This is a genomic window from Actinoplanes sp. NBRC 101535 (assembly GCF_030269225.1).
Taxonomy (GTDB): Bacteria; Actinomycetota; Actinomycetes; order Mycobacteriales; family Micromonosporaceae; genus Actinoplanes; species Actinoplanes rectilineatus.
The window spans coordinates 243,660-266,933 of sequence record NZ_BSSY01000003.1 but is presented as its reverse complement, the minus strand read 5'-3'; the positions used below and the strand labels follow the sequence as shown (position 1 = coordinate 266,933).

Genomic DNA, 23,274 nt, shown 5'->3' with positions numbered 1-23,274 from the left:
TGACTGCGAAGGTGTCTAGCGGGAACGGGCTGCGGTACGGGTCGCCTTGGCCGGAGCGGCCTTGGCGGTGTTTCGGGTACTCCGCGTTGCGGTCTGCGCCCGGCCTGAGGCCGAACTGTTGGCGGCCGAGGTACGGGTCACGCGGCTCGGCTTGGCGGTGTTACCGGTCGACCGGGTCGAAGTGGTGGACGACGCCTTGTTGGCCGCCTTGCCGGTGGCGCCTCGGGTGGTGCTTCCCTTGGCGTTCGCGGCCTTCCCCGCGGCGGCCTTCGTAGCGGTCGCCTTCGTAGCGGTCGATTTAGCGGCTGCAGCCTTAGCCCCCGTCGACTTGGCAGCAGTCGACTTGGCAGCAGTCGACTTGGCCGCCGTCGACTTGGTGGCGGCCGACTTCGCTGCCGTCGACTTGGTGGAGGTCGACTTCGCGGCGGGACGGGACTTTGCCTGGGCCTTGGTGGCTTGGGAACCGACAGTCTTGGCCCCGGTCGACTTCGCCACCGTGGCCTTGGTTTCGGGCCTCTTGGCGGCTGTGGCCTTGGTTCCGGTTGCCTTGGTTCCGGTCGACTTGGCCGCCGTCGCTTTGACTCCGGCCGCCTTGGTCGCCGTCGCTTTGCTCGCCGTCGTCTTGGCCGCCGTGGATTTGGCCGCCGTTGCCTTGGTGGTCTTCGCCGCCGTTGCCTTGCCCGCAGTTGCCTTGCCCGCAGTGCCCCTTGCCGGTGTGGCTTTGGAGGCCGCGGCCTTGGAAACCGCGGTCTTGGCTGCGGTGGCCTTGGTCGCGGCCTTCTTGGGCGTGACGGACTTGGCAGCGGTCTTCTTCGCCGTGGTGACCTTCGCGGTGGCCTTCGTGGCGTTCTTGGCCGGTGTCGCCTTGGCGACGGCCTTCTTCGCGGTGGTCGCCTTGGCACTGGTCGTCTTGGCCGGGGTCGTCTTGGCCGGGGTCGCCTTGGCCGGGGTCGCCTTGGGCGCGGCCTTCTTCGACGTAGCCTTGGACGCTGCGATCTTGGTGGCTGTGGACTTGGCCGCGGTCGCCTTGGTCGCTGCCGCCTTACCGGCGGCGGCCTTCGCGACTGTCGCCTTCGCCGCCGCTGCCTTCGTCCCGGTGGCCTTGGACGCGGTGGCCTTGGACGCAGGAGCCGCCTTCGAGGCGGTGACCTTTGCGGCTGTCTTCTTGGCTACCGTCGCCTTCGTGGCCGTGACCTTGGTCGCGGCCTTCTTCGCGGCAGTCGCCTTCGACCCAGCGACCTTCGACGCGGTGGCCTTCGACGCGGTGGCCTTCGACCCGGCGGGCTTCGAGGCTGCCGACTTCGAGGCTGCGGGCTTCGACGCCACGGACTTCGCGCCTGTGGACCTGGTCGCCGCGGGCTTGGCGATGCTCTTCGTCGCGGCGGTGCCGGTGGTCCGGGCCGTCGAACCGGTGGTCTTCTTCGGAGCCGCCGTACGGGACGGCTTCGCAACCGCGCCGGACGAGCGGGGACGACGGCGGCCGGCCGGACGCGCGGGTTCGGCGTCGACGTCGTCGTCGAACCCGTCGTCGGACGACGGGGTGGTGGATGCCCCGCCGATGGTCGTGCCGGTGCCGAACATGCGGGTGCCGCCGGTGCCCTCGCCGCGGGCTGCGGCACGACGGGCGGCCGTGGTCCGGGCCGCGGGGTGGGTCTCGTCGTCCTCGAAACCGTGACCGCCCACGACGTCGATCTCCAGGACTTCGGCGACGCCGGGGGCGAACTCGACGCCCTCGTCGATCACCGGGGCCACCTTGGCGACGCCGATCGCGCGAACCGGTTCGTCCTCGTCGTACTCGGGCGCCAGGTCGCCGTCGATCGTCTCGGAGCTCTCGCGGGGTTCCACGCCGAACCGGCGCACGATCGGGGCGCCCGCCGCGTAGGAGGCCAGCGCCGCGGCACCGGCCCGGCTCACCTCGTCGGGGGTGGCGATGGTTCCGGGCGGCAGACGGCGCGAACCCTCCTGGTCGACGGCCTGCGTGGGGTCGTCCGGCCGCGGCTGGGCCAGGATCGGCCCGGGAACCGTGGTGCCGTCGGTGTCCTCGTCGTCGCCGAGGACTTCCAGGTCGGGACGGTTCGCACCCCACTGGTCGGAGTCCTGGTCCTGGTCGGAGGCGTTGGCCGGGTCGTCGCCGGGGTGCCGGTCCGCGTTGCGCAGGTCACCGTTCGGGTCTGAGCCGGTCGGGTCCACGTCGTACTGGTCCGCGTCGTTCTCGTCGGCACCGTCCGGGTCGGCACCGGTGCCGTCCGAACCGTTCGCATCCGGGTCGTACGGGTCGGAGCGGTACGGTTCCGAGCCGGTCGTGTCCGGGCCGGACGGGTCCGACCGTGGGGGCATCCAGGCGACCTCGAACGGGCGGTCCAGTGAGCTGCCGGGCCCGGTGGTGTTCTCGTGGACGGGGCCGCTCGGCAGAGCGATCGGCTCCTGCGGGTTCTGCCCGTCGCCGGTCGACGCGGTGATCTGTGCCTGGGCGAGGGCGGCGGCTGCTGAGCGGCGGCCCGGGGCGCGGCGGGGAGCGGCGACGGCCGGCTTCGGCGTCGCGGACCGGGAACGGCCGCCGACGAGGGCGAGGATGCCGTCACCGTTGCCGGTGCGGCGGGTCGAGGTGCCACCGCTCTGGGAACGGGCCGCCGGGATCGCCGTGGCCGACCGGGAACCACGGGCGGTTCCGGGCTGGGCGGCTTTCGGGGACGTGCGGGTGGGTTGCTTCGGGGTGACGTTCTTGGCGACCGGAGTGGATTTCCCGGCGGCCTTCGCGACGGTGGCCTTCTTCGCGATAGCGGGCTTCTTCGCGACAGCGGGCTTCGCCGTCACCGTCGGCTTCTTGGTGACCGTGGCCTTCGCTGCTGACTTCTTGGTGACCGCGGTCTTCGACGGAGTGGCGGTCTTGGAAGCCGCCTTCTTCGGTGCCGTGACCTTGGTGGCCGTCGTCTTCGACTGCTGCGCGGGCACGAGTCGGCCCGTTCTGGCGGCCTTCGCGGGAGAGCCGGCCGGAGTCCGGGGCTTCACGATGGCGGCCTTGGAGGAAGCCGACTTGGCGGCGGGCTTGGCCGCGGGCTTGGCGACAGGCTTGGCAGCGGGCTTGGCGACAGGCTTGGCCGCGGCCTTCACCGGCCGTTTGACAACCGGAGCCTTCACCGGAGCCTTCGCCGCCGACTTGGCCGCCACGGGCTTGGCGGCAGCTGCCTTCTTGGTGACCGCAGCCCTGGTGGCTGCCGGCTTCGGCGCGGTGGTTCGGGACGCGGCCGGCTTCGCAGCGGCGGCCCTGGTGGTGGGCTTGGGTGCGACCGTACGGGCCGGCGACGCTGCCGCCGTGCGGCGGGGTGCGGCCGCGCCGGAGACGGCGGGCCTGGTCGCGGCCTTCTTGGTGGCAGCGGGCATCGAGGTGTTCCTCCTTGCGAATGACTGCGGGCACGTCTGCGCCTGGAGTTGCCCGGTTCCGGCTTGGACGCGTGGCCGGAACCGGGCGTCAGCCGGCTTCCCCTGTCCAGCGGGCGTCCTCGGCATCCCATTCGGCATTGCGCTTCTCGACGGTCTCGAGTGCCCGCGTCGCGTCTTCAGCCGTGGTGTAGGGACCGAGCCGGAATTGGGCGGGACACACGTCGTCCCCGCTCTCCACCCGACGATCGCGGAGGCACCAGAAATAGAGTGCCTCGCCGAGCCCACTGTCGTTCATTCCATCACTGTGCCGCTAAAACCGGCCAAGCGCTACCGATTCGGGCAAAAAGTCCACAATTTTCCACTGTGGAACCGGATGAGACAGTCACCCGGTGTGAGACTGCGCGGTAGTGGACGGCTTGGCGGGTGACCATGCAGCGCAGCCCGGCGCGGGCCCTACGGCCTTGCCCACCGCACGTGGTGGCGGCCAGTCCGGGCGGTGTGGTTGCGGTGGGGGACCATCAGGTCGTACAAGAAAGACAAGCGCAAGAGAAACGCCCCGGCCTGGAATCGGCCGGGGCGTGACGCAGGTGTGGTCAGCGGAGTTCGGCGGCGACCAACTCGGCGACCTGGACCGCGTTGAGGGCGGCACCCTTGCGGAGGTTGTCGTTGGAGATGAAGAAGGCCAGGCCGTTCTCCGCGGTGGGGTCGACGCGGAACCTGCCCACGTAGGACGGGTCCCGGCCGGCGGCCTGCAGCGGGGTGGGCACATCGGAGAGCTCGACGCCGGGGGCGTTCGCCAGCAGCTCCTGCGCGCGCGCCGGGCTGAGCGCACGGGTGAAACGGGCGTTGACCTGGATCGAGTGGCCGGTGAAGACCGGGACGCGGACGCAGGTGCCGGAGACCAGCAGGCCGGGCAGATCGAGGATCTTGCGGCTTTCGTTGCGGAGCTTCTGCTCCTCGTCGGTCTCGAAGCTGCCGTCGTCGACGAAGGAGCCCGCCTGCGGGACCACGTTGAAGGCGATCGGCCGGGGGAAGACCTTGGATTCGGGGAACTCGACCGCGGAACCGTCGTGGGTCAGCTCGGTGGCCCGGTCGGCGACCTTCTTGATCTGCTCGTCGAGCTCGGCGACGCCGGCCAGTCCGGCACCGCCGACGGCCTGGTAGGTGGTGGCGACGAAGGAGACCAGGCCGGCCTCGTCGTGCAGCGGGCGCAGCACCGGCATGGCGGCCATGGTGGTGCAGTTCGGGTTGGCGATGATGCCCTTCGGACGGTTCCGCGCGGCGTCCGGGTTGACCTCGGCGACGACGAGCGGGACGTCCGGGTCCATCCGGTAGGCGGACGAGTTGTCCACCACGACGGCACCGGCCTCGGCGACGCGGGGGGCATACTCCTTGGAGCTGCCCTTGCCCGCGGAGAACAGGACGATGTCCAGACCGCGGTAGTCGGCCGTGGCCGCGTCCTCGACGGTCACCTCGCCGTCGCCCCAGCCGATGGTGCGGCCCGCGCTGCGCGCGGAGGCGAAGAGCCGGAGCTCACTGACGGGAAACTGGCGTTCGGCCAGGATGCGGCGCATGACGCCACCGACCTGTCCCGTGGCGCCCACGATACCGATCCTCATGGACACCAAACTACGGCCTGAACTGCGCGGGGAGAAATCTCATTGCCCACTATGCGGGAAAGGTGTCTCACATTGGGGGACAACGGGGCTAGCTTCGAGGGCATGGCGACCTACACCCATGGACACCACGAGTCGGTCTTGCGCTCACACCGCTGGCGCACCGCAGAGAATTCGGCGGCATACCTGCTGCCGCATCTTTCCTCCGGAAATTCCCTCCTGGACGTCGGATGCGGTCCCGGGACCATCACCGCGGACCTGGCGACGCGTCTCACACCGGGTCGCGTCACCGCCCTGGAACACCACGAGGCCGCGCTCGGCCTGGCCCGCGAGGAGATCGGCCGGCAGGGCCTGACGAACGTGGACTTCCTGGTCGGCGACGTGCACGCGCTCGACCTGCCGGACGACTCCTTCGACGTGGTGCACGCCCATCAGGTGCTGCAGCACGTGACCGATCCGGTCACGGCGCTGCGCGAGATGCGGCGGGTCACCAAACCGGGCGGGGTGGTGGCGGCGCGCGACAGCGACTACGCCACGTTCACCTGGTTCCCGGTGGTGCCGGAGCTCGACGAGTGGCTGGCGCTCTACCAGAGGGTGGCGCGGGCCAACGGCGGCGAGCCGGACGCGGGACGGCGGCTCTACGCGTGGGCGCGGGCGGCCGGGTTCACCGACGTGACCGCGACGGCGAGCGTGTGGTGCTTCACCGGCGAGGAACGCCGGTGGTGGGGCGGCATGTGGGCGGACCGGATCCTGCAGTCGGAGATGGCCGGCGGCGCACGGAGGGCCGGAGCCACCGACGCCGACCTGCAGCGGATCTCGGACGGGTGGCGGCGCTGGTCCTCCGACGAGGACGGCTGGCTCGCCCTGACCCACGGCGAGATCATCTGCCGGGCCTAGAGAGAGGGCTTGTAGGCCCAGTGCCAGGATTCGCGGGGGACGTTCTCCACGAAGTCGTACGCCCCGGCGTTCTGCCGCATCCAGGACAACGCCTGCCGGTTCAGGTGCAGGTCGGCGGCCATCCCCCAGCCGTGCTCGCTGGTGCCCGGGCGGGCCGCCAGCCCACCCCGGGAGTAGAGACCCTTGGTGCGGACCAGATGAGCCTGTTCGTCGTACGAGCGATAGCCGCTGTTGACCCCGATCGTGACCCCGTCCGCGCGGGCCGCCTCGATCAGCGCCGTCAACGACCGGGCGGCCGGGTCCCAGAGCAGGTGGCGGGTGTCACCGACCCGGCTCAGGGCGTCCGCCGGGATCCGGCCGTTGCCGAACCCGGCCAGATCCACCGGGATGCCACGGCCGTCGAGGCGGGCGGTGGTCCTGGGTTGCTCCACCGCTTTCCGCAACTGCTCGGCGAAGGCCGTGACCGGTTGTGGCTCCTTCGCCGGAACAGGAGGAGCCGCAACCGGTGGCGGCTGCTGCAACGACAGGATCCGGGTCTGGATCTCCGCCATGCGTGACGTCACTGCCTCGATGCCCACGTCCTCCCGTTCGGCAACCGGCCGACCGGGCTGAGGGCGGATCTCAGGAGGCCGCGGGCAGGTCGATCGTGTGCTGCGTGTGCGCGACCTTGGCCTGCAGGTAGCGGACGTTCGCCGGGGACGCGTGCACCCCGGTGGCCCGCACCGACCGGACGCCGACGCCCAGGTCGCGCAGCTGACGGGACTTGTCCGGGTTGTTGGTCAGCAGGTCCACCTCGGTGACACCGAGCGCCTCCAGCATCTGCCCGGCCGCGGTGTAGTCCCGCTCGTCGTCGGCGTGACCGAGGGCCCGGTTCGCCTCGTAGGTGTCCATCCCCAGGTCCTGCAGCGCGTACGCGTCCAACTTGGCGTACAGGCCGATCCCCCGGCCCTCCTGCCGCAGGTAGAGGAGGTACCCACCGGCGGTGGCGATCTCCTCGACGGCCTCGCGCAGCTGCGGGCCGCAGTCGCAGCGCTGTGAACCGAAGACGTCCCCGGTCATGCACTCGGAGTGCATCCGGACCAGCGGCACCCCGGTGACGTTCCCGAGAGCGAGCGCCAGGTGCTCCTTGCCGTCCGCCAGGCCGGTGAACGTGATGACCTCCGCGGTGGTTCCCCAACCGTCGGCGAACTCGAGCGGAACGGTGACGCGAGTACGAACCGGCATGCCCACTCCCTGCACTTGATATTTCAAGTCAAGTACGGACCGAGAGTGCTTCCCGGTTCACGTCCCGGTGATCTTGAGATCAACTTCCGAAGTGGCGTCGCTCCGGTTGGGCAGGAAATTGGTGATCAGGATGAGGAGCGAGCCGATGACCGCGTACAGCGAGAGGATCAGCAGATGCCCGCCGATCGCGGCATCCGGGAAGTACAGGTCGTCGCGGACGGCCTGCACCCCGGCGCCGGTCGGCAGGTTCTCGCCGAGACGCCGGCCGAAGTCGGGCAGGAACTCCGGCAGGATGCTGGCCCCGGAGATGACCGTGCCGACGGTGAAGTAGAACGCGCCGACCAGCGCGCCGGCCGGGCCGATCAGGGCGACCGCGCCGGCCGTCGACCCGGTCACCGCCAGCGAGATCAGCGAGAAGATGCCGAGCATCTCCCACCGGTTCGCGTCGGCTCCGACACCGAACCAGCTCATCGACCACAGCACCACCGCCGCGGAACCGATCGCATAGAGGATCAGCGTGGTGAGATGTGCGACGCCACGCTTCCAGCTTCTGCGGGTACGCGGAATGAGCCGGCCCAGTCCCATCGAGGCGATCGTGCCGCCCAGTGACAGCGCCTGGGTGAGGAACCCCAGTGACGCCCCGTTGACGTCGTCCGCGGGCAGCGGCACCACGTCGGTCATCGCATCGGCCGCCACCAGTGCCTGGGCCTCGGTCACCGGCACCGTGGCCGTCGTCAGCGCGGCCAGTTGCGCGGTCTTCTGCTGCCGCATGACCGTCGCGTAGGTGCTCTTCAGCAGGGTCGCCGCCGCGGTGCCGGCAGCACTGGCCACGTACAGCATCGGCGCGTCCCCGGTCAGGTCCACGCCGCCGTAGACGTCCCGTTCCCGGATCGCCGTGGTCAGGGCGGCCGCATCGCCGTACCCGGACACCTTGAAGGAACCGCCGTCCTCCAGCATCGCGGTGACCCTGGCCTTCTGCTCGCCGGAGGCGGAGACCAGCCCGACCGGCAGATGATGCGGCGCCGCCTTGTGCCCCATACCCAGGTAATAGGTGGTCAGCAGAAGCTGGACCAGCACACCGATGGCGCACACCACCGTGGCGAAGCGCCGGAACTGGCGTACCGAGCTGATCTGCCCGTCGTTGTCGTCGGCCATTTCCTGAGACTGGCCGACCGGACGGTCCCGCGAGGGCGGTTCAGGCCAGATCGGCCGGGTCGGAGTTGGCGCCGCAGAGCAGGACGACGACCCGCTCCCCCGGTTCCGGACGGTAGACGCCGGAGATCAGGGCCGCCTGCGCGGCCGCGGTGCCGTGCTCGGCCACGATCCGGTGCTCGTCCCACAGGCGCCGGCGGGCCTCGACGATCGCGGTGTCCTCGACCAGCACCGAGGTGATTCCGGCGTCGGCTGCCATCTCGTACGCGATCCGCCCGGACCGACGGGCCCCCAGCGAGTCGGCCGCCACCCCGGAGACCGGCACGTCCACCGGTCCGCCCGCCGCCAGCGCCGCCCCCAGAGCCCGCGAGGTCGCCGGTTCCACGGCGACGATCCGCGCCCGGTCCCGCAGCGCCGCGATCACCCCGGCGATCAGCCCGCCGCCACCGACCGCGACGAGCACGGTGTCGAAGCCGTCCGGCAGTTGCTCGGCCAGTTCCAGCCCGATGGTCCCGTTGCCCGCGACCATGGCCGGGTCGTCGTACGCGTGACAGAACAGCGCACCGGTCTGCTCGGCGCGGACGGTCGCGGCGGCGTACGCCTCGGCGTACTCGCCACCGGCCTGCACCACCCGGGCGCCCAGCTTGCCGAGTTTGGCCACCTTCACGGCGGGTGCGGTGACCGGCACGTACACCTCGGCGGTGATCCCCAGCTCGCGGGCGGTGTACGCGGCGGCCAGCCCGGCGTTGCCCCCGGAGGCGGCCACGATGCCCGCGGCCGGGACGGCGCCCCGCTCGACGCCGGCGAGCACCTGGTTGAACATGCCGCGGGTCTTGAACGACCCGGCGTGCTGGAGATATTCGAGCTTGAACCACCGGTCCGGCGCGGTGGCGAACACGGGGGTACGCCGGAGCCGCCCCTCGAGGCGCCGGGCGGCATCCCGTACGTCAGAAGTGTTGATCATTGGTTCGAGACTAGGTCCTCGACGACGCTCCAGTTCATCCGGCTGGACGGCACCGGCAGTCGCTCGCCGACCAGTCGTGCCAGGTCGAGCAGCCGGTTGGAGAAGCCCCACTCGTTGTCGAACCAGCCGCGCACCTTCACCCCGCCGGACGCGGTGGTCTGCGTGCCGGACGGGTCGAACAGGCAGGACGCCGAGTTGTTCTTGACGTCGATGGAGACCGTGGGGTCCGGGTCGTACGCCAGCACCCCGCGCAGCGGGCCCGCCGCGGCCTCGGCCATCGCCCGGTTGACCTCCTCGATGGTGACCGGCCGGCGGGTCTGCCCGGACAGCTCGGCGAGCGAACCGACCGGCGTGGGCACGCAGTAGTAGCTGTAGCGCATCTCGCCGATCTCCGGCAGCGCCACCCGGACCAGGTCACCGACCACGTAGTTGTGCGGGACGATGCTCTCCCCGACGGCCCGGCCCAGCCGCGGGTCCTCCCGGGAATTGCCGACCAGCGAGTCCTGCACCCGCTGCCAACCTTGGGCGGCGAGCATCACCGAGGTGTTGACCGAGCTGAGGCCGAACCGGTCGAGCAGCACCTTCGCCATCACGGTGAGCGCGTTGACGCCGCAGGAGGCGGGCGAGACCACGTCGTGCAGGTCCGGGTCGTAGCTGAGGTGGTTGGCGCCGTAGACCAGGAACGCGTCCGGGTCGTCGGCGGAGGCGCTGATCACCACCTTGCGGGCGCCGCCGTGGGTGATGTGGCTGCGTGCCGCGGTGCCGGCCCGGAAACGCCCGGTGGCCTCGATGACGACGTCGACGCCCTCCTCGGCCCACGGGATCCGCTCGGGACGCTCGTGGTGGAACGCCCGAATGGTGCGATCGTTCACCACCAGTTGGTCGCCGCGGGAGGAGACCGTCCCGGGGAAGGCGCCGCGGATGCTGTCGCGGCGCAGGCCGTACGCCAGTTTCTCGGTGGAGGCGAGGTCGTTGACCGCGACGATCTCGACACCCGGGTTGGGCGCGGCCGCCACGATCCGAGTCAAGCTTCGGCCGATCCGCCCGAGTCCGTTGATCCCGATCGTGACAGTCATCGAGCGCTCCTCGGATTCGGATGCTTTGTCAGCATATGACCCGTGACCAGGTCGCCCCGTTTTCACTAGAGTCCACCCGTAGTCACTGGGTCGACACTATGAGTTGTGCAAGTTGCACGTCAACGGACGACATTGTCACAGGAATTCAGCGACACCCGTCGACGGATGGGCGAGCACTGTGGAGAGTCGTCCGGCATGCTGGGGACGTGCCCATCCTCGTGTCCTACGCACCCCCCGATCACCCCTGGGCACAGTGGATCGCCGTCGAGCTGCGGGCCGCCGGCCACGACGTCCGGCTCCACCCCGCCGACGCCGGATTCGCGGATCGGCTGGTCCACGCGCGATCCGGCCCGGAACCGGTGCTGCTCCTGCTCTCCGCCGAACACCACGGCGCCGGACCCGACTGGAAAGCCCTCGCCACCCTCACCGACCAGGTGATCATTCTAGGACTCGACGACACCGGACCGCCGCCCGAACTGCGCCGGATGTCCTGCCGCAGCCTCCACGGCCTCGGCGACGAAGACGCCCACGACCTGCTGATGACGCTGGTCGGCGGGCCGCGCCGAGGCTCGGCTACGATGGCGGACGCGATGGACGAGCCGGTTGGGCGGCCGCGTCGGTGCCCTCAAAGCATCGCCGAGGAACGTCCGGACTCCGCAGAGCAGGGTGGTTGTTAACGGCAACCCGGGGCGACCCGCGGGACAGTGCCACAGAGAACAGACCGCCGGCACGCGCCACGGCGCGGCGCCGGTAAGGGTGAAACGGTGAGGTAAGAGCTCACCAGCACCCCGGGCGACCGGGGTGGCTCGGTAAACCCCACCCGGAGCAAGGCCAAGCAAGGCCACAGCCGCGAGGCGGTGGCCGGCGCAGGCGTTCGAGGGCTGCTCGCCCGAGCCTGCGGGTAGGCTGCATGAGCCTGTCGGCAACGGCAGGCCGAGATGGATGGCCGCCCATGGAGGCTTCGGCCTCCGGGACAGAATCCGGCGTACAGGCCGACTCGTCCATCGCCCCCCAGGCCAGAGGCGCCGAAACGGTGCTGACCTCATCTTGCGCACAGGCATTGATGGTCGGCCGCGGGCAACATCAGGCGTCATTTGATGACCCCAGGAGGCCCGGTTCACCCCTGGAAAAGGATCCGCAGGGGGTAATCCAGCCGAATGGTCCACAGCTGCGGTGCATGCGTACTTTCACGTACGCGAGATCACCACATCCAAATACACACTCCCTCCAGCGGAAACCCGCACCTGACCAACAGGCCGGGCCGCGGTCGATCTGGCGGTGATGAGATGCTGCGCTCAGCCCGCCTCTGCTGCTGCAAAGTTCACCAGGACAGCGGCACTGACATTCAGCACGACGCTCACACTTGCCTTGGGTCCCCTCATGCGCGCCTCCCTCCCGGCGTTGGACACACTCACGTGGCCCACCTGGGCGTAGTAGGTCAAGCAGTACGCACCGATCATGCAGAGCAAGAACCAGGCCGACCCGAGGGGCCGGCTCAGCGCAGCATCTCGCCGGCAATCATATCGACTGATCGCCACCGAAAGTCGGCCGCGAAAGCCAGATGCTTGCCTACTCAGTCGGCCCGGTGCTGGCCGGCCAGCACCGGATGCGGCTGAACCCCGTCCAACATCTGCTCGAGTTCGGCCTGTTCGCGGGCGTCCTTCTCGGTGCGCACCCTCGCTCTTTCCGCGGCCCTGGCCGCTCGGGCCTGGGCGGCCTCGGCTCGAGCCCGGGCCTCGTCCTCGGCGAGCTTCGCGGCCTCGTTGGCCTTGCGGGTGGCGGCTGCCTTGGCGGCTCGTTCGCGGGCCACCTCCGGGTCGAGTTTGCGGATCGGGGCGCTCACCTCGGCGATCACCTCGACCTCGCGGGCCTCGATCGCGGCGAAGTCCGGGCGGATCTTCGCGGCCACCCATTCGACGCCGGCCACCAGGCCGACCACCAGGGCGAAGATGATCCGCAGGCCGAGGGGGCCGGGTGCGGCGAAGTTGACCGCAGCCGAGATGACCACGACGACGGCGAGGATCTTCATGGCGGCGCGTTTGGCGTCGGCGGCCATGCCCGCGGTGCCGGCGATGGTCAGCATGGAGAGCATGGCCAGGTCGAAGACGCCGGGCACGATCCAGGCGAACATGCCGGCGCCGAGACTGGCCAGGTAGTGGGCCTGGTGGAGGTAGCTGGCACCGAGCGCGCCGAGCAGGATCAGCTGGTTGGCGCGTTTGCTGGTGCGGATGGCCCGGAGCATGCCGGGCACCGCACCTTTGGCGTATTCGGTGGCGAACTGCTGCGTCAGGGTCATCAGGGTTTGACTCCAAAAGACCGAGGCGGGGAAGGCCGTGGTCGGCGCCGAAAAACGACGCTACCGGACCTGAAGGCCTTTATACGCATTTTTCGCGTTCTTGGGCTCTATGGCCCCTGGGGGATCGGATCTCACCGGTACGCGAGAATGACAACCGTGATCGAAGCGCTCGCGCACACCGTCCCGGCGCTCGCCGCGATGCGCTGGAACTGGTCGCTCCAGGATCTCGAGCGGCTGGTCGTCGCCGCCGGGCGAACCTACCGCGCCCCGTCCGAGGGGAACGTCAGTTGCGACTTCGGCGCGGGTGCCGGCGCGTTCCTGTTCGGCGACGAGGTCACCGCGGTCTGGCTGAGCCTGGTGGCCCGGCCCACCCCGGCGCCGGTGCTGGCCCGCCGGGACGCGTTCGCCGCCGCGGTCGACGTGGTGACCGGGCTGCTCGGACCGCCCGCGACGCCGCATCCCGGACCGGATCCGAGCGCCGGCTGGCCGGTGGCCTCCGGGGTGCTCGAGGTGGTCGACAAGCCGGGTGCCCTCGACCTCTGGTTGCGGCCGGGACCGCGACGCACGGCGTACCCGAGGAACGTCGTTGATCTGGAAAGCGCGCCCACCTGGGCGGATCTGGAGGCGGGGCTCGCTGACGCGGCCGCCTCGCTGCCCGCCGGGACCGTGGTGTGGCTGACCGACGACCTGGTGCTCAGTCAGGCGGCCGACCGGCTGACCGTCACGATCGGCGGCACGACCCGGGTCCTGGCCTGGCCGGCCCGGGGCGCGGACTACGCGGAGCTGGCGACCGACCTCGTCATCTGGTTGCGGGACGAGGCCGGCCACCGATCGCCGGAAGAGCTGTCCTACCGGTCCGACCTGCCTATTTGGCACCTTCCGCTACGTCGAGCCTGAGGTCGCGGTCGATCCGCGGGTCGTCGGCGTCGGCGAAGTAGTCGTCCGGCTTCGTGCCGTCGGTCCCCTCCGGCGTGCCCGCCGCCCGCAGCGCCACCGAGACGATCACCGCCACGAGCAGGTTGACCAGGACCGCGACGAATCCGGCGTACACCGTCCGGGTGGTGTCGAAGCCGAATTCGGCGAGCGAGAAGGCCGACCCGCCGAAGTGTGCCCGGCCGGTCACCGCGTTCGGGATCTGCCAGAGCATCCAGAAACCGAGGCCCATCCCGGCCACCCAGCCGGCGATCAGCCCGCCCCGGTGCAGCCACCGGGTGAAGAGGCCGACCATCACCGACGGCGCGGTCTGCAGGATGATCACGCCGCCGATCAGCTGCAGGTCGATGGAGAACTGCGGATCGAGGAAGATGATGCAGGCCACCGCGCCCAGCTTGACCACCAGCGAGGTGACCTTCGCAACGGTCGCCTCCTGGGCCGGGGTGGCGTCGCGCCGCAGGTACTCCTTGTAGATGTTGCGGGTGAACAGGTTGGCCGCGGCGATCGACATGATCGCGGCCGGGACCAGGGCGCCGATGCCGATCGCGGCGAACGCCACTCCGGCGAACCAGGCCGGGAAGTGCATGTCGAACAGCAGCGGCACGACGGTGTTGCCGTCCACACTGCCGGGCTTCGCCCCGGGCAGGGGCTTCACCCCGGCCGCGATGGCCATGTAGCCGAGCAGGGCGATCAGGCCGAGCAGGAGACTGTACGCCGGAAGCGCCGACATGTTCCGTTTGATGACGTTACGGTTCTTGCTGGCCAGCACCCCGGTGATGCTGTGCGGGTAGAGGAACAGCGCCAGCGCCGACCCGAGTGCCAGCGTGAAGTACTGGATCTGATTGTTGGCGTTGAGGATGATCCCGTCCCCGGGTGCCGGTGACGCCTGGAACTTCGCGTCCGCGGCGTCGAAGATCGCACTCCAGCCGCCCAGCTGGGAGGGCAGCCACAGCACCGCCACGATGATCACCAGGTAGATCAGGGTGTCCTTGACGAACGCGATCAGCGCCGGCGCCCGCAGACCCGACTGGTAGGTGTACGCCGCCAGGATCGCGAACGCCACGATGATCGGCAGGTGCCGGGCGAACGCGCTCTCCCCGGTCATCCCCATCGTCTTGAGGACCGCCTCGATGCCGATCAGCTGCAGCGCGATGTAGGGCATCGTCGCGGTGATGCCGGTGATCGCGATCAGCAGCGCCAGCGTCGGCGAGTCGAACCGGGTGCGTACGAAGTCGGCCGGCGTGACGAACCCGTGCCGGTGCGACACCGACCAGAGCCGGATCAGGATCAGGAAGAAGATCGGGTAGATGACCACCGTGTAGGGCACCGCGAAGAACCCCGCGGCGCCGGCACCGAAGATCAGCGCGGGCACGGCGACGAAGGTGTACGCCGTGTACAGGTCGCCACCCACCAGGAACCAGGTGATCCAGCCGCCGAAGCTGCGGCCGCCCAGCCCCCACTCGTCCAGGTGTGCCATGTCCTGCGGGGCCCGCCACCGCGACGCGATGAAACCCATCACGCTGACCAGCAGGAACAGGAAGGCGAAGACCGAGATCTCGACGATGTGGTCACCCACGACGGCCTCGCTTGGTCATCTGGTAGACGACGGTCGTCGTCGTGACGCCGAGGAGGATGAACGCGAACTGCAGCCAGTAGAAGAGCGGGAACCCGCCCAGTCGCGGTTCGTCGAAGTTGTACAGCGGGGTCAGCAGCGGCACCACGATCGGCACCACGAGCAGCCAGTTCCAGGGACTTCTATCGGTTCGCGGATGCTCCGGCTCAGCCATGAGTCCTCCTCCGTCAGCAGAGCGTGTGTCCTACGTCACGCTAACGAGAGATGGGATGCCGGAGCGATCCTCACTGCGCCCAACGGACGAGACGGTGCGCCCAATGGGCACACCGTCTCGTTCCTTGACCCATGGGTGCGTCTAACGCAGGTGGGCGGTCTCGTTGACCGACCGCACCGCGATGTTGCCGTCCGGCCACACGTCCATCGTGGAGACGCCCGCCGCGTCCAGGTAGAGCCGGTGCAGGAACGCGTCACCCGCCGCGAGCGCGTCCCGCAGGATCAGCTTGATCGGTGAGACGTGCGAGACGATCACCACGGTCTTTCCGGGGTACGTGCTGAGCACGGTCGCCAGGACGCCACGGACGCGTTTCGCCACCGCCTGGAAGGACTCCCCGCCGGGCGGGGCGACGCTGGTCGACGCCATCCACGCCGCCATCTCGTCCGGCCAGCCCTCCTGCACCTCGGCGAAGGTGCGGGCCTCCCACGCCCCGAAATCGCATTCGATCAGGTCGTCCATCACGGTCACCGGCAGTCCGCCCACCTCGGCCGAGATGAGCTCGGCGGTCCGCGTACACCGCTGAAGGGGTGAGCTGAGGACGGCCGTGACGTCGCGGCAGATGCCGGCCACCCGCCCGGCCGCGGCCATCGCCTGGGCCTCGCCCTCGTCGGTGAGCGGCACGTCACCGCGGCCGGAGTAGCGGCCCGCCGAGGTCAACGGCGTCGAACCGTGCCGGACCAGGATGATCCGGGTGGCGTTGTCCAGTGACGGCGGCGCCCAGGACAGCGGCGGCTTGGTGTCGCCGAGCACCGGGACGGAGGCCTCGATCGTGTCCCGCACCGGCTTGCCGGCGGCCTCGTCCATCGCCCGGTTGGCCAGGGCGTCCGCGGCCTTGTTCTTCTCCCGGGGGATCCAGTCGAACGTCACCCGGGCGAACTTGCCGACCAGCACGGCCGCCTCCGCGGCGAGCGGGCGCAGACCCGGGTTCTTGATCTGCCAACGGCCGGACATCTGCTCGACGACCAGCTTCGAGTCCATCCGGACGTCGACCCGGGTCGCGTTCAGCTCGGCGGCGGCCTGCAGGCCGGCGACCAGACCGGAGTACTCCGCGACGTTGTTGGTGGCCACGCCGAGCGAGGCGAACCGCTCCAGCAGGACCTCACCGGTGGCCGCCTCACGGACCACAGCGCCGTACCCGGCCGGCCCGGGATTGCCCCGGGACCCGCCGTCTGCCTCGACGATGACGTGCAGATCCGTCACAGGCCCGACTCCGAGCTGCGCACCATGATCCGGCGGCACTCCTCGCAACGGACCACGTCGTCACGCGGGGCCGCCTTGACCCGGGCCAGGTCGGCGCCGTACAGCTCGATGCGGCAGCCGCCGCAGCGCCCGGCGTACACCAGAGCCGCGCCCAGACCGCTCTCGGTCCGGATCTTGTCGTAGAGGGTGACCAGATCGGCCGGGAGATCCGCGGCGAGCGGAACCCGCGCCGCCGTCTTGAACTCCCGCTCCTTGGTGATCTCCGTGGAACTCTCGTCACGACGGCGCTCGGCGTCCGTGCGGCGGGCGGCGGCCGACGCCAGCCGGCCCTGCACCTCGGCCAGCGTCGCGACCGCGGCCTCCCGCTGCTCCATCAGCTCCAGCTCGGCGTCCTCCAGCTCGGACTGCCGGCGGTTCAGCGTGGCCAGCTCGTGCTGCAGGCCCTCGATCTCGCGCAGCGCGCCACCGGCGTCCAGGCGCTTCTGGTCCTTCTCCTTGCGCTGGCGGACCTGATCGATGTCCTTCTCGAACCGGGTGATGTCCCGGTCCAGGTCGTCGACCGCGACCTGGGCGCGGACCCGCTCGTCCTCCAGCGCGGAGATCTCCCGGGCGGCGGCGTCGATCTCGGCGATCTCCGGCAGGTTCTTGAGCCGGTGCGCGAGCTGGGCCAGGGCGGTGTCGACGGCCTGCAGGTCGAGCAGGCGGCGCTGGGCTTCCGGGGCGGCCTTCACGGGTGGTTCTCCTTCTCCTCAGAAGCGGCATGAACCGGCCGGTCCGCCGCGGAGGCGGCATGGACGGTCCACGGGTCGGTGTCCAGGTCTGACACCACGACGTCGATGGGAAACGCACCGCGCAGCCAGGCGGCCACCTCGTCGAGCCACGGACGCTCGCTCGCCCAGTGTGCGACGTCGAGCAGAGCCGGGCCACCGGCGGCGAGATGCTCGCTCACCGGATGATGCCGCAGGTCGGCACAGAGGTAGGCGTCGGCGCCGGAACGCGCGGCGAGGGACAGGAACGAGTCGCCGGCACCGCCGCAGACGGCAAGCGTGCGGATCACCCGGCCCGGGTCGCCGGCCGCGCGGACCCCCGCGGCGGTGGCCGGCAGGCGCTCGGCCGCGAGAACGGTCAGCTCCTCCAGGGTGATCGGCTCGGGAAGCTCACCGATCCGGCCCACACCGCGGCCTCCACCGGCGGCCGCGCCCTCGGCGGGCGCCAGCGGGCGCAGAGCGGTCAGGCCGAGACGGGCGGCCAGCGCGTCGGACACGCCGGGATCGGCCACGTCGGCGTTGGTGTGCGCGGTGTAGAGCGCCACCCCGGCCCGGATCAGCCGGTGCACGAGGCGGCCCTTGAAGGTGTCCGGCGCCAGCGAGGACACCGGCTTCAGGAAGAGCGGATGGTGCGCGACGATCAGGTCCGCGCCGATCTCCAGCGCCTGGTCGACGGTCTCCGGCACGCAGTCCACCACGCAGAGGACGCGGGAGACCGTGGCGTCGAACTCGCCGAGCACCGGACCGACCCGATCCCAGGACTCGGCCCAGGCCCGCGGGTAACGCTCGTCCAGGGCGCCGACCAGATCGCGGACGGTGGTCTCATTCCGCTCGGTGCAGTCCGTCACGGCGAAACTCTATATCGCTGGGCCGGGGCCGTCGGCGCTGGCTATGGCTAGGAGACCGCCCCCGGCTCGACACGGCCCGCGGCGGTCGTGACCGCGCCGCTGACCGCCTGCAGCGCCCGGCGCCACGGGAACTGACCGCGGAAACGGTCGGTCTGCCCGGGGCCGCCGAGACGGCAGTACTCGTCGCCGTACAACACGTGAACTCCCCAGTCCCGCAACTTGGCGACACTCTCGTGCAACGACGGGTGCAGGGCCATCACCTTGTTGGTGTACGGGACCACGGAGATCGGGACGCCGTAGCCGTACGCCTCCACGAGAAGGCCCAGCACCAGGGTGTCGGTGATCCCGGCGGCCCACTTGTTGACCGTGTTGACGGTGGCCGGCGCGACGATCATCGCGGTCGCCGCCGGCAGCACGTCCGGGTCGCCGGGACTCTTGTACGAGGAGCGGACCGGATGGCCGGTCTGGGCCTGCAGGGCCGCGACGTCGACGAACTTGCGCCCGTCCGGCGTCGTGATCACGCAGACCTCCCAGCCCTCGTCCTGAGCGAGCGCGACGAGGATACCGACGTCCCGGGCCATCGGTGAGCCGCACACCAGCACATACAGCACACCGGGAGAGGGGTTGACCATCACGTGCGGACCCACCTCATACCCCGACTCCCATCTGTTCGGCCAGCTCCGCGATGGGAGCCGGTGGCGTGCCACGGGTACGCCGGAGCACGTCGGAAAGGACCTCATGAGCCAGCGGCCGGCAGCGGATCTCGGCGGGGGCGAGCCGGTCGCCCTCGAGCAACATCTCGCCGGCCTTCTCCATGTCGCCGATCTGCGTGTAGCCCCGCGCGATGTCCAGGTAGTGGTGCGCGCGGCGTTCCGGCAGCATGGCGTGGAACCCCGCCAGGTCGATCCGCTCGTGGGTCTCCACGGCGGTCCGCCCGTCGCCCAGCTCGACCGCGGTCGCCACCCGGTGCAGTTGCACGTTGGTCGGGCCGAAGCAGGTCCAGTAGTGGTTGAAGTCGCCACCCAGCTCCAGCGAGGCCTGTTCGGCGCCGCAGAGCAGGTCGCGCACGGTCGCGCTGTCCCCGATCCGGGCCGCCGCCATGGCCCCGTTGAGCAGGAGCATGCCGTAGACCGAGAGCTGTTCCCCGCGGGGCCGCTCCGGACCCGGCGCCAGCCGGTTGGCGATGTTGACGTTGACCTCGAGCGCGGGACGGACCCGGCCGAGCGCGAGCAGCGCACTGCCCACCCGGTAACTGGCCAGACCGGCCAGCAGCTGGTCGCCGGCCCGCTGCGAGACCGCGATGGAGCGGTCCGCCGCCAGCCAGGACAGCTCGTGTTCGCCGACCTTGCGCAGTGCCGACGAGGCGATCTGGTAGACCTGCCCGAGCAGGTGGGCCGCGGTCGACGCCTCGTCGCTGTTCGCGTAGGCGCTGTCCGCCGCCTGCGCGTCACGCAGCAGCTTGGGCAGGGTGCGCGCGAGTACGCCGTACTTCGCGTGCTGATAGGTCAGCCAGGCGTGGCTGACCGCCTTCTTCATCTCGGACAGCGGCGGCGCATGCGGCACCGCCTGGAAGAACGCGCTCATCTGGTCATACCGCTCCAGCGCCGCGCGGATCTCCTCGACCTCGACCTGATCGATGCAGTTCTGCGTCTCCGGTTTGCGCTCCACCTCTTTGCCCAGCAGCAGCTGGACATCGACCTGCAGCACATCCGCGATGTCGTACACGACCGAGAACTTGTCGAGTCGGCGGACGCCCCGTTCCACCTTGTCGACCCAGCTCTTGGACTTGCCCAGCCGGTCCGCGAAGACCTGCTGGGACATTTTTCGACGGCCCCGCCAGTAGGCGACGCGGCGGCCGATCGGCAGCTCGTCCACGGTGCCTCCCCACTCGACCGGTGGCTCTTCATACCCGCCGGTCGAGCCATCCGGTGTCACCCGCAGTGTGGACCGTTCACGTCCGTGCGGATCGCACAGCGTGTGTGATCTCCTGCGCACCGAAGCTCGTAGTTTTTCATGCAAGTTGCAGTAGGTGGATCTGACCGACCCAACGACGACCGTCGCGCTGGGATACGGATCCGGGGGTTATCGAGCCATGCAGTGGAACAACCGTCAACCGTTCGTCCCACCGTCACTCCTCGATCGGCTGGATCGCCTTCGTCTGCGCCGCACGGCGTTGCGGTACGCGGAACACGGCTGGTCCGTCACGCCGGGAGCCTGGCTCTCCGGTCACCACTTCGACTGCGGCCGCCCCGGTTGCCGGATCACCGGTTGCCATCCGGCGCTCGACACCTGGACCGAGTCGGCGACCACCGACCCCGCCCGGATCACCGCGTGGTGGCGACGGCGCCCGTACGCCGTCCTGCTCACCACCGGCACCACTTTCGACGTCCTGGAGGTCCCCGCCGCGATGGGCCGGTTCGCCCCGGCCGCCGGGCCCGTCGCGGTGACCGCCACCGGACGCTGGATGTTCTTCGTCGCACCCGGCCGCCCGCTCCGGTCCGAACTGGAACATCGCCTCGACGTGGTCCGGCACGGCACCGGCTCATGGATCCCGGCACCGCCGAGCCGGATGATCGAGGGACCGGTCCGCTGGGTGAACCCGCCCGGCCGGACCGGCTGGCGCCTGCCCGACGCGGGTGAGGTGCAGCAGTCGCTCGCCGCCGTGTTCGGTTCGGCGCGCGGGCCGGGCCCGCTCGTCGTGCCCCGCCAACTGTCGACGTCGCGCCGCTCGGCCTGACACCGTGGCATGCCCGCCCGCCGCCTCACCAGTGGTGGGCGGCTGCCGCCGGGGCTTAACACGGTTACACATGTCAAGGAGCAAGATACCGTGTTCGTACGGTGATCAGGGAATCACACGAAGGGATGATATGCATGAGTGAGTGGGTAGTTATCTCACGAAAATGCTGCTTCATCCCGAATCGGCAGGGCGTTCGTCCGGATCTGTCCCGGCTGCGAGGCCGGTCGATCTCATCCGGGCGGGCCCGCACCGCCGAGGGGAAACCGGCCGGACCCGCCCACCTGCGGGGCGTCCCGCAGGTGTCATAAGGGATCGGAGACGGGCGGGCCGACTTGAGCCCGCCCGCGTTGCGTGCCGGTTGCCTCCGCGGCGAGCCGGCCGATGGGCCGGTCCGCGCCGGTTCCCGGGTTCCGCCGACCCGGCGACCCTCGCCGTGGTTCCCTGACCGGGAGTCCTGTCGCCGTCCGGGAGCCCGCGATGACCACCGCAGCAGTGCCAGCAGGCCGGTTCCGGCCCACCATCGCCTTCAGAATCACCGCGATGGTGGTACTGGCGATCCTCCTGCTCACCGGCCTGGGGATCATGACGATCACCTCGATCACCTCACTGCGCGCCCAGGCCGACGAACAGGCGACGCTGAACGGCGCCAACGCCCAGCTGATCGACCTCGACCTCCAGCAGAGCATGGCCAGCCTGGCGCTGAGCTGGGGGCTGCTGGCCACCACCGAGGCCGAGGGCACCACCGCCAACAACCTGATGACCTCGGTCGTCGAGAAGATCGAGACCGACCTGAGCGAGCTGACCGCCGTCACGCTGCCGACCGCACTGTCCTCCCCGCTCGCCGAGGTGGTCAGCGGCTACCGCGACTACCTGACCGCGGTGCAGGAGAAGATGACGACCGCGGTGAAACTCGACCCGGCGTCCGCCGCGGCGAAAGCGCTGATCGCCGAGGACACCGCGGCCTCCGACGCGCTGGGCGAGAAACTGGCCGCCATGCGCCAGCAACTCGCCGAAGCGGTCGCGGCCGGCGACGAGGCCGCCGCCGAACGGGCCACCGGCGTCCGGGTCATGGTCGTGGTGACCCTCATCGTCGCGGCCGTGGTGCTCGGCGGCATCGGCTGGTTCCTGGTCCGCGGCATCCGGTCCGCGCTGACCGGCCTGCGCACCCGGATGGAGGACATCGCCGAGGGCGAAGGCGACCTGACCGCCCGCCTGCCAGAGACCGCCCGCGACGAGACCGGTGACGTGGCCCGCGCCGTCAACCGGTTCATCAGCCGGGTGCAGACCCTGGTGCAGGAGATGGCGAACGCCGCCGAGACCCTGGGCGGTTCGGTCCACACGCTGAGCGCGATGACCACCGAGATGTCCGCGAACGCCGGCGAGACGAACGGTCAGGCCTCCGCCGCCAGCGACGCCGCCGAGGACGTCTCCCGCAACATCTCCACCCTGTCCGCGGGCAGCGAGCAGATGACCGCCTCGATCCGGGAGATCGCCCAGAGCGCCGCCGAAGCCGCCCAGGTCGCCAACACCGCCGTCAACATCGCCGCCACCGCCCGCGGCACGGTCACCGCACTCGCCGACTCCAGCTCCGAGATCGAGAACGTGGTCGCCCTGATCACCAGCATCGCCGAGCAGACCAACCTGCTCGCCCTGAACGCCACCATCGAGGCGGCCCGGGCCGGCGAGTCCGGCAAGGGCTTCGCGGTCGTCGCCGGCGAGGTCAAGGAACTGGCGCAGGAGACCGCGAAGGCCACCGAGGACATCACCCAGCGGGTCGCCGCCATCCAGTCCGGCACCACCGCCGCCGTGGACGCCATCTCCACCATCGGCGAGATCGTCACCAAGATCAGCGACTACTCCACCACGATCGCCTCCGCCGTCGAGGAACAGACCGCCACCACCAACGAGATGTCCCGCAACGTCTCCGAGGCAGCATCCGGCGCCAACCTGATAGCGGGCAACATCTCCCAGGTGGCCGGCGGCGCCTCCTCGACGTCGGAGGCCGCCGCGGAGGCCGCCCGCACCACGTCGACCGTCTCCACCGTGGTCGAGAACCTCCGCACCACGGTCGGCACGTTCCGCTACTGACCCGTCCGGCTGGACGCCAGGGCTCCGGTATCGGGAACCGTTCGGCTGGACGCCAGGGCTCCGGTGCCGGGAACCGCCCGGCTCCGGTAGTCACTGGTTTCGTGGGATCTCGTTCCGGCCTTCGACGTCGGCGCCTTCCCGGAACTGATCGCCACCGATCGGCACGCCAGGATTCGAACCCGTCGGCGAACCGATGCCGACGCCCGACCGACCGACCGACGTGACCGGCTCCGGTAGCCGAAGCCCGC

At 70.3% G+C, this 23,274-nt stretch carries 20 protein-coding genes, 1 other RNA gene and 1 pseudogene; 6 read left to right on the top strand and 16 right to left on the bottom strand.

Annotation, left to right across the window (positions count from 1 at the left end):
- Positions 1-15: 15 nt before the first annotated feature.
- The 3 genes from QSK32_RS10245 to QSK32_RS10235 all read right to left on the bottom strand — a co-directional run bounded on the left by QSK32_RS10245 (position 16) and on the right by QSK32_RS10235 (position 5,000).
- Entirely contained in the window at positions 16-3,381 is a 3,366-nt protein-coding gene (locus QSK32_RS10245) for a chromosomal replication initiator protein DnaA (RefSeq protein ID WP_285471741.1), read from the bottom strand.
- A gap of 88 nt (positions 3,382-3,469) precedes the next feature.
- Positions 3,470-3,676: a hypothetical protein gene (locus QSK32_RS10240; protein WP_045743504.1), complete on the bottom strand. Its 207-nt coding sequence runs from the start codon at positions 3,674-3,676 to the stop codon at positions 3,470-3,472.
- Positions 3,677-3,974: 298 nt separating this feature from the next.
- Positions 3,975-5,000 (bottom strand): aspartate-semialdehyde dehydrogenase, encoded by a 1,026-nt coding sequence (locus QSK32_RS10235; RefSeq protein WP_045743503.1) that lies wholly within the window; start codon positions 4,998-5,000, stop codon positions 3,975-3,977.
- Between the two features lie 102 nt (positions 5,001-5,102).
- Here QSK32_RS10235 and QSK32_RS10230 point away from each other — a divergent pair, with 102 nt between their 5' ends.
- Complete coding sequence (locus QSK32_RS10230) at positions 5,103-5,894, top strand: methyltransferase domain-containing protein (RefSeq protein ID WP_045743502.1); 792 nt, start codon at positions 5,103-5,105, stop codon at positions 5,892-5,894.
- On the opposite strand, the gene QSK32_RS10225 is transcribed toward QSK32_RS10230, so the two are convergent.
- The 5 genes from QSK32_RS10225 to QSK32_RS10205 form a co-directional block, all read right to left on the bottom strand.
- Positions 5,891-6,445 (bottom strand): M15 family metallopeptidase, encoded by a 555-nt coding sequence (locus QSK32_RS10225; RefSeq protein ID WP_285471740.1) that lies wholly within the window; start codon positions 6,443-6,445, stop codon positions 5,891-5,893. The two genes, QSK32_RS10230 and QSK32_RS10225, sit on opposite strands and share 4 nt — an antisense overlap.
- A gap of 70 nt (positions 6,446-6,515) precedes the next feature.
- Positions 6,516-7,118, bottom strand: a complete 603-nt coding sequence (locus QSK32_RS10220) for a GTP cyclohydrolase II (RefSeq protein WP_045743500.1) — start codon at positions 7,116-7,118, stop codon at positions 6,516-6,518.
- Positions 7,119-7,175: 57 nt separating this feature from the next.
- Complete coding sequence (locus QSK32_RS10215) at positions 7,176-8,273, bottom strand: ABC transporter permease (protein ID WP_285471739.1); 1,098 nt, start codon at positions 8,271-8,273, stop codon at positions 7,176-7,178.
- A 40-nt stretch (positions 8,274-8,313) separates the two neighbouring features.
- The gene (locus tag QSK32_RS10210; RefSeq protein ID WP_285471738.1) at positions 8,314-9,234 is read right to left on the bottom strand and encodes a threonine/serine dehydratase; all 921 of its coding nucleotides are present in this window, start codon (positions 9,232-9,234) and stop codon (positions 8,314-8,316) included.
- Entirely contained in the window at positions 9,231-10,310 is a 1,080-nt protein-coding gene (locus tag QSK32_RS10205; RefSeq protein WP_045743497.1) for a type I glyceraldehyde-3-phosphate dehydrogenase, read from the bottom strand. Before QSK32_RS10205 ends, QSK32_RS10210 begins: the two co-directional genes overlap by 4 nt.
- A gap of 20 nt (positions 10,311-10,330) precedes the next feature.
- Here QSK32_RS10205 and QSK32_RS45465 point away from each other — a divergent pair.
- Positions 10,331-10,822, top strand: a pseudogene (locus QSK32_RS45465) (toll/interleukin-1 receptor domain-containing protein); the annotation flags it as partial.
- Between the two features lie 83 nt (positions 10,823-10,905).
- Positions 10,906-11,314: RNase P RNA component class A (rnpB, locus tag QSK32_RS10200), an RNA gene on the top strand.
- A gap of 569 nt (positions 11,315-11,883) precedes the next feature.
- Here rnpB and QSK32_RS10195 read toward each other — a convergent pair.
- Positions 11,884-12,606 carry a hypothetical protein gene (locus tag QSK32_RS10195; RefSeq protein ID WP_045743495.1) on the bottom strand — a complete coding sequence of 241 codons (723 nt, stop codon included), beginning with the start codon at positions 12,604-12,606 and terminating at the stop codon, positions 11,884-11,886.
- Between the two features lie 156 nt (positions 12,607-12,762).
- On the opposite strand from QSK32_RS10195, the gene QSK32_RS10190 reads away from it, so the two are divergent.
- On the top strand, positions 12,763-13,503 hold the full coding sequence (locus QSK32_RS10190; RefSeq protein WP_157411105.1) for a DUF6301 family protein: 741 nt from the start codon (positions 12,763-12,765) through the stop codon (positions 13,501-13,503).
- Here QSK32_RS10190 and mctP read toward each other — a convergent pair.
- The 7 genes from mctP to QSK32_RS10155 form a co-directional block, all read right to left on the bottom strand.
- A complete protein-coding gene (gene mctP / locus QSK32_RS10185) occupies positions 13,472-15,115 on the bottom strand; it encodes a monocarboxylate uptake permease MctP (RefSeq protein WP_045743493.1) in 1,644 nt (547 codons plus the stop codon). The two genes, QSK32_RS10190 and mctP, sit on opposite strands and share 32 nt — an antisense overlap.
- The gene (locus QSK32_RS10180; protein WP_045743492.1) at positions 15,108-15,326 is read right to left on the bottom strand and encodes a DUF3311 domain-containing protein; all 219 of its coding nucleotides are present in this window, start codon (positions 15,324-15,326) and stop codon (positions 15,108-15,110) included. Before QSK32_RS10180 ends, mctP begins: the two co-directional genes overlap by 8 nt.
- A 141-nt stretch (positions 15,327-15,467) precedes the next feature.
- Positions 15,468-16,577, bottom strand: a complete 1,110-nt coding sequence (locus QSK32_RS10175; protein ID WP_285471905.1) for a bifunctional RNase H/acid phosphatase — start codon at positions 16,575-16,577, stop codon at positions 15,468-15,470.
- A gap of 5 nt (positions 16,578-16,582) precedes the next feature.
- Positions 16,583-17,317 carry a zinc ribbon domain-containing protein gene (locus tag QSK32_RS10170; RefSeq protein ID WP_045743491.1) on the bottom strand — a complete coding sequence of 245 codons (735 nt, stop codon included), beginning with the start codon at positions 17,315-17,317 and terminating at the stop codon, positions 16,583-16,585.
- Positions 17,314-18,201 (bottom strand): Nif3-like dinuclear metal center hexameric protein, encoded by an 888-nt coding sequence (locus QSK32_RS10165; RefSeq protein ID WP_045743490.1) that lies wholly within the window; start codon positions 18,199-18,201, stop codon positions 17,314-17,316. The genes QSK32_RS10170 and QSK32_RS10165 overlap by 4 nt, the downstream gene beginning before the upstream one ends.
- Before the next feature lie 47 nt (positions 18,202-18,248).
- A complete protein-coding gene (locus tag QSK32_RS10160; RefSeq protein WP_045743544.1) occupies positions 18,249-18,833 on the bottom strand; it encodes a flavoprotein in 585 nt (194 codons plus the stop codon).
- 16 nt (positions 18,834-18,849) lie between these two features.
- Positions 18,850-20,076, bottom strand: coding sequence for a helix-turn-helix domain-containing protein (locus tag QSK32_RS10155; RefSeq protein WP_045743489.1), 1,227 nt, complete (start codon positions 20,074-20,076; stop codon positions 18,850-18,852).
- Positions 20,077-20,293: 217 nt separating this feature from the next.
- Between QSK32_RS10155 and QSK32_RS10150 the strand changes: the two genes are divergently transcribed.
- Together QSK32_RS10150 and QSK32_RS10145 are read left to right on the top strand one after the other, a co-directional pair.
- Positions 20,294-20,938, top strand: a complete 645-nt coding sequence (locus QSK32_RS10150; RefSeq protein ID WP_045743488.1) for a bifunctional DNA primase/polymerase — start codon at positions 20,294-20,296, stop codon at positions 20,936-20,938.
- Between the two features lie 477 nt (positions 20,939-21,415).
- Entirely contained in the window at positions 21,416-23,026 is a 1,611-nt protein-coding gene (locus QSK32_RS10145; RefSeq protein ID WP_285471737.1) for a methyl-accepting chemotaxis protein, read from the top strand.
- Positions 23,027-23,274 lie beyond the last annotated feature (248 nt).

Coding starts and splice junctions, on each gene's coding strand:
- QSK32_RS10225 (WP_285471740.1), bottom strand. CDS start 6,445: ATGGCGGAGATCCAGACCCGGATCCTGTCGTTGCAGCAGCCGCCACCG.
- QSK32_RS10240 (WP_045743504.1), bottom strand. CDS start 3,676: ATGAACGACAGTGGGCTCGGCGAGGCACTCTATTTCTGGTGCCTCCGC.
- QSK32_RS10205 (WP_045743497.1), bottom strand. CDS start 10,310: ATGACTGTCACGATCGGGATCAACGGACTCGGGCGGATCGGCCGAAGC.
- QSK32_RS10150 (WP_045743488.1), top strand. CDS start 20,294: ATGCAGTGGAACAACCGTCAACCGTTCGTCCCACCGTCACTCCTCGAT.
- QSK32_RS10210 (WP_285471738.1), bottom strand. CDS start 9,234: ATGATCAACACTTCTGACGTACGGGATGCCGCCCGGCGCCTCGAGGGG.
- QSK32_RS10195 (WP_045743495.1), bottom strand. CDS start 12,606: ATGACCCTGACGCAGCAGTTCGCCACCGAATACGCCAAAGGTGCGGTG.
- QSK32_RS10215 (WP_285471739.1), bottom strand. CDS start 8,273: ATGGCCGACGACAACGACGGGCAGATCAGCTCGGTACGCCAGTTCCGG.
- QSK32_RS10160 (WP_045743544.1), bottom strand. CDS start 18,833: ATGGTCAACCCCTCTCCCGGTGTGCTGTATGTGCTGGTGTGCGGCTCA.
- QSK32_RS10145 (WP_285471737.1), top strand. CDS start 21,416: ATGACCACCGCAGCAGTGCCAGCAGGCCGGTTCCGGCCCACCATCGCC.
- QSK32_RS10230 (WP_045743502.1), top strand. CDS start 5,103: ATGGCGACCTACACCCATGGACACCACGAGTCGGTCTTGCGCTCACAC.
- QSK32_RS10235 (WP_045743503.1), bottom strand. CDS start 5,000: ATGAGGATCGGTATCGTGGGCGCCACGGGACAGGTCGGTGGCGTCATG.
- QSK32_RS10220 (WP_045743500.1), bottom strand. CDS start 7,118: ATGCCGGTTCGTACTCGCGTCACCGTTCCGCTCGAGTTCGCCGACGGT.
- QSK32_RS10180 (WP_045743492.1), bottom strand. CDS start 15,326: ATGGCTGAGCCGGAGCATCCGCGAACCGATAGAAGTCCCTGGAACTGG.
- QSK32_RS10245 (WP_285471741.1), bottom strand. CDS start 3,381: ATGCCCGCTGCCACCAAGAAGGCCGCGACCAGGCCCGCCGTCTCCGGC.